Source organism: Vibrio sp. M260112, from assembly GCF_036533775.1.
Classification (GTDB): Bacteria; Pseudomonadota; Gammaproteobacteria; order Enterobacterales; family Vibrionaceae; genus Vibrio.
This window is the reverse complement of record NZ_JATABH010000099.1, coordinates 1-3,960: the sequence shown is the minus strand read 5'-3', so window position 1 is coordinate 3,960 and position 3,960 is coordinate 1. Positions and strand designations below refer to the sequence as shown.

Genomic DNA, 3,960 nt, shown 5'->3' with positions numbered 1-3,960 from the left:
ACCATAGATATAGAAGGACTCGGCGATGATGCCTTGGTTGTGACTCAGTTCGATGGGCAAGAGTCCTTGTCTGCCAGCGTGTTTCATCATCGACCTTGTTACGGTTTTTGTTATCAAATCACCTTAGCCAGCCGTCGGCATGACTTAACCGCAATTTCTCAATGGTGACCCTGATCAGCCCATCATCACGGGGCGCACCTATCATGCAGTCAATAAACCGCCCTATGTTCTGCCCAAGAACAAAACCAAAACCGTCCTGCGCAGTGAGACCCACCAAGGGCAAGGCTTTAACGAACTGAGTTTTGAAGACCAAGCAGACCAAGAGCAAGTCTATCTTCATGCGCAGAAGGATTTTGACTCGATAGTGCTGAATGACATGACCACTCATGTTAAGCGCGACCAACATATCACGATCGATAACGACCACTTCACTCTGATTAAAAACCACCACAACCTCACCGTGGAGGGTGAAAGCCGTACTCTAGTCAAACAAGATGCCACCTCGATTATTGAGGGCAGCTTGCACCAAAAGGTCGGTGCGCTCCACGCCATTCAATCAGGTGATGAAATTCACATCAAGGTTGGTCATAAAGTGGTGATAGATGCTGGCTCTGAAACCACCCTCAAAGCCGGCGGCAGCTTTATAAAACTAGACGCGTCTGGTGTTAGCTTGGTTGGCCCTAGCGTGAATTTAAACTCGGGAGGCAGTGCAAGCACAGGATCTGGGTTTGCGGGGAAAGTCGCTCAGTTACCTTTAAGAAGCAACGACACTGCATCATTAGAAAAGACAGATGAAACCTCATCGACCAACGTCACTCAACCTGCACTGCTGCGGGCAGAAAACGAGAATGTCAGCACGGTAAAAGCATGTCCTGCCGAAAAACAGGAGAATGCTTAATGATGACATTTGATGAAAAGACAAATCTCTATTGGCTCGTTACGGCCAGCAATTTCAGACATACCATTCAAACCACCGGTGCATTAGAAGGTGCCGCACCGGTCTTCGATAATTCATTTTCAAACGAGTTGATGCCCTTGTCTCCGTGGCTCATCCCGATTGAGACACTCAATCCAGCACTTCAAAACGAGCTAACGCAAGGCATCATCTTAGCCAGCAAGACCGAATTTAATGGCGTTATGGCCCATTTACGCAGCCTTCTCTGGGCCTATCTAGAGGGAGAAAAGGTGTTGTTCCGCTTTTATGATCCTGTCGTCATTATGCCCATGCTCGCCGTGATGAGTGACGGTGAGCGTTATCAGTTCTTAGGGAACATAAGTCATTGGCTACATTGGCAAGGTGAGGAATATATCCGCTATGAAAATCACTCGTCCCTGGCTTTTACTTTGCAAACAAACCCTTGGTGGAGAGTGAAAAGTGAGCATCTGACAGCAAAAGAAGACCACACCACACTCGCCACCAATATTGAGCGAGCGTTATGGCGTGTGCTACCAACAGCAATCAACAGGTTAGCTAACCCCAAACAGTTTATAAAAAAAGCCTTGCAACAGTTTCCGCCAATGTATGCCACCTCTGTCGATAGACAAATTTACGTACTGGCTCACTTAATTAAGGCTGAGATCGTCAACATCAATGATGTGGTTGACGTTTTGCACTTATCACTGACTGAGCGAGAGCAACTGGAGTACGTTATAGGAGCATTAAAATGACTTTTGGAGCCTTAGGTGTCAGTGAGCACTGCATTCCTTGCGAAAGCTACACCCATTGGATAGAAATCCATATTCGCGATGAACATAACCAACCATTCCCCAACATAAAAGGGAATTTGATCGACGCAAGTGGAGCGGTTTACCCAGTGACCCTTGGAGAGGAACCGATACGCTTGGTAAGCTTGGCTCCTGGACGTGTTACTCTCCAATTCGATAATCCAACCTGGTTATATCACACCCAGCGTCGACTGCCCTTTGACGGTGAGACTTCTCCTGTCCAGCAATGGCTTAAACAGAACCCAGCCGCAAGCAGTGGTGCTTCTTGGACGCATCATACGCTAACCTTGGGTGACTTTGTGCAGCTAGAGCAAGGGCAAAACATCCCCAAACGCCACCAAAAAGAGGCGCTTGGCGTGGTCAAACTGGTTACGAATACCAGTCACTTCGTGACCATCCAAGGCTGTCGCTATATTACTCTAAGGTTAGGGATGTTTTTTGATGGGACAGCCAACAACAGCTACAGTGCCAAATGGGGCAAAGCTCGATTAGAGGATCGCTACTACCTATGGCAAGCCGCTTATCAGGTATCAGAAGAGATTGCTAACACTCAAGATATTCATCCAACGCAATTCATTGAAAAATGTTTCGATTGGGCCGACATAACAGGCAGCGCGGCCAATGAACTGACCAATATCCAGAAGCTCTTTGACCTCTACCAGAGTGACTCCTTCAATGAGGATAAAACTGTCTACCGTTATGCTCAATACATTACTGGGATAGGCACAGGCAATAGCACCGATATTGCCAAAGCAGACGAAGATAACAAGGGATTGGCGTTTGGTTTGGGGAAATATGGCATTATCAATAAAGTCCGTACAGGGATTTACAATGTGTGCTTTCAACTAGAAAATATACTTGATGACATTGCGAAAAGAGATAACGTTACTTGTGATGGCTTCAGTAAACTCGAGTTTGATGTATTTGGCTTTAGTCGCGGCGCGGCGGCGGCAAGGCACTGTATTAATAGTATATTACTAGGTAAAAATGGGGAATTTGCTCCAGCCTTTATTGATGCCATGAATAAGCAACAAGATAAACATACCCTAATCACGGATTTTGATTGGGAGAGTAACCAGCACTGTGAAGTGATGTTTGCTGGGTTGTTTGATACCGTCGCTGCTTACGGAATCGCGCATAATGATAATGATGAACCGGTACGATTATGGTTAGATCCTGCCAGAGTGCGCAAAGCCGTCCACCTTGTGGCCAACAAACACAGCGAATACCGCTATAACTTCAGCCTTAACAGACTCAATTCCGCCCCTCATTTTGATGAAATCGTATTGCCCGGCGCACATTCCGATATTGGTGGCGGCTATCACTCACGTGTCGCCTTCTCCAACGCAGACTATCTATTACCGCTACTGGAAAATAAACGCATAGCAAGCGTGCAAAACACTGAGTTATCCCTGTTCGGGCAAAAAAAACAACTTGCCGCCCTAACCACAGAGCTTGAACAAGCGTTAGATATTGAACTTAAACACGGTTGGCTATGGCAAGACTATTTACTGACTAATCCAGAATTGACCTATGAAGGGAAATACACCAGCGGTGCGACAGCGCATCTGCTTTATCGCAAATGTACCGAAGGCGATTTATCGCGCCTCTACTTACGGGTGATGTATGGACTGGCAGAATTTGCTGGCGTGCCTGTATATGACAAACCAGAAGGCCCTTATGTTTGGAATTGCCAAGAAAGTAAACAAGACGCCCACTTATACTATCCGGTTCAAAGTCAGTTGGCCTATCCCTATCAACCGCAAATTCTTCCATTCGATTTCGGACTTCTATGCCAAAGAGTACTGGATTTGGCAAAAGCCGGCGAAGTAGTCAATATACAAAAGCTGTTGGGTTCTACAGATATGCTTAATAACTTTATTGCCCTGGGGCTGCTCCATCATTCCTCCGATATCGATGATTGGTTTGGTATCGTGACCCCAAATAAACCTCACACCATCAATCAACGCTACGCACGCGAGGAGTACGACGGTGAATAAACGCTATCTCGCAATCACAACCATTGCCATACTCGCTCTAATCGCTGGCTTAGTCGGACGTACTAAGCCAAACTACCCTGATGACCCTAGGTTTAGGCCTTGGCGAATTGGCGCCGCAATCTCTTATAATTACCCTGCTGGCATAACAGAAGCGTATGGGGTTAACTACCAAGAGGACTGGACCAGTATGATGCTGCCGTATGGCGGATTGCTGCAATCTCGATACAAGATGGAA

General features: G+C 46.6%; 2 protein-coding genes and 2 pseudogenes. All 4 read left to right on the top strand.

Annotated features, from left to right (window positions below; translation table 11 throughout):
• Positions 1 to 154: 154 nt before the first annotated feature.
• Positions 155 to 898, top strand: a pseudogene (locus QTN95_RS19870) (bacteriophage T4 gp5 trimerisation domain-containing protein); the annotation flags it as partial.
• Positions 898 to 1,668, top strand: coding sequence for a DUF4123 domain-containing protein (locus QTN95_RS19865; protein ID WP_331418719.1), 771 nt, complete (start codon positions 898 to 900; stop codon positions 1,666 to 1,668). The pseudogene QTN95_RS19870 and the gene QTN95_RS19865, both read left to right, overlap by 1 nt.
• Positions 1,665 to 3,725, top strand: a complete 2,061-nt coding sequence (locus tag QTN95_RS19860; protein ID WP_331418718.1) for a T6SS phospholipase effector Tle1-like catalytic domain-containing protein — start codon at positions 1,665 to 1,667, stop codon at positions 3,723 to 3,725. Before QTN95_RS19865 ends, QTN95_RS19860 begins: the two co-directional genes overlap by 4 nt.
• A pseudogene (locus QTN95_RS19855) lies at positions 3,718 to 3,960 on the top strand (hypothetical protein); the annotation flags it as partial. The gene QTN95_RS19860 and the pseudogene QTN95_RS19855, both read left to right, overlap by 8 nt.

Excerpts from the sequence above, each read along its gene's own strand:
- QTN95_RS19860 (WP_331418718.1), top strand. The coding sequence starts at position 1,665 with ATGACTTTTGGAGCCTTAGGTGTCAGTGAGCACTGCATTCCTTGCGAA.
- QTN95_RS19865 (WP_331418719.1), top strand. The coding sequence starts at position 898 with ATGATGACATTTGATGAAAAGACAAATCTCTATTGGCTCGTTACGGCC.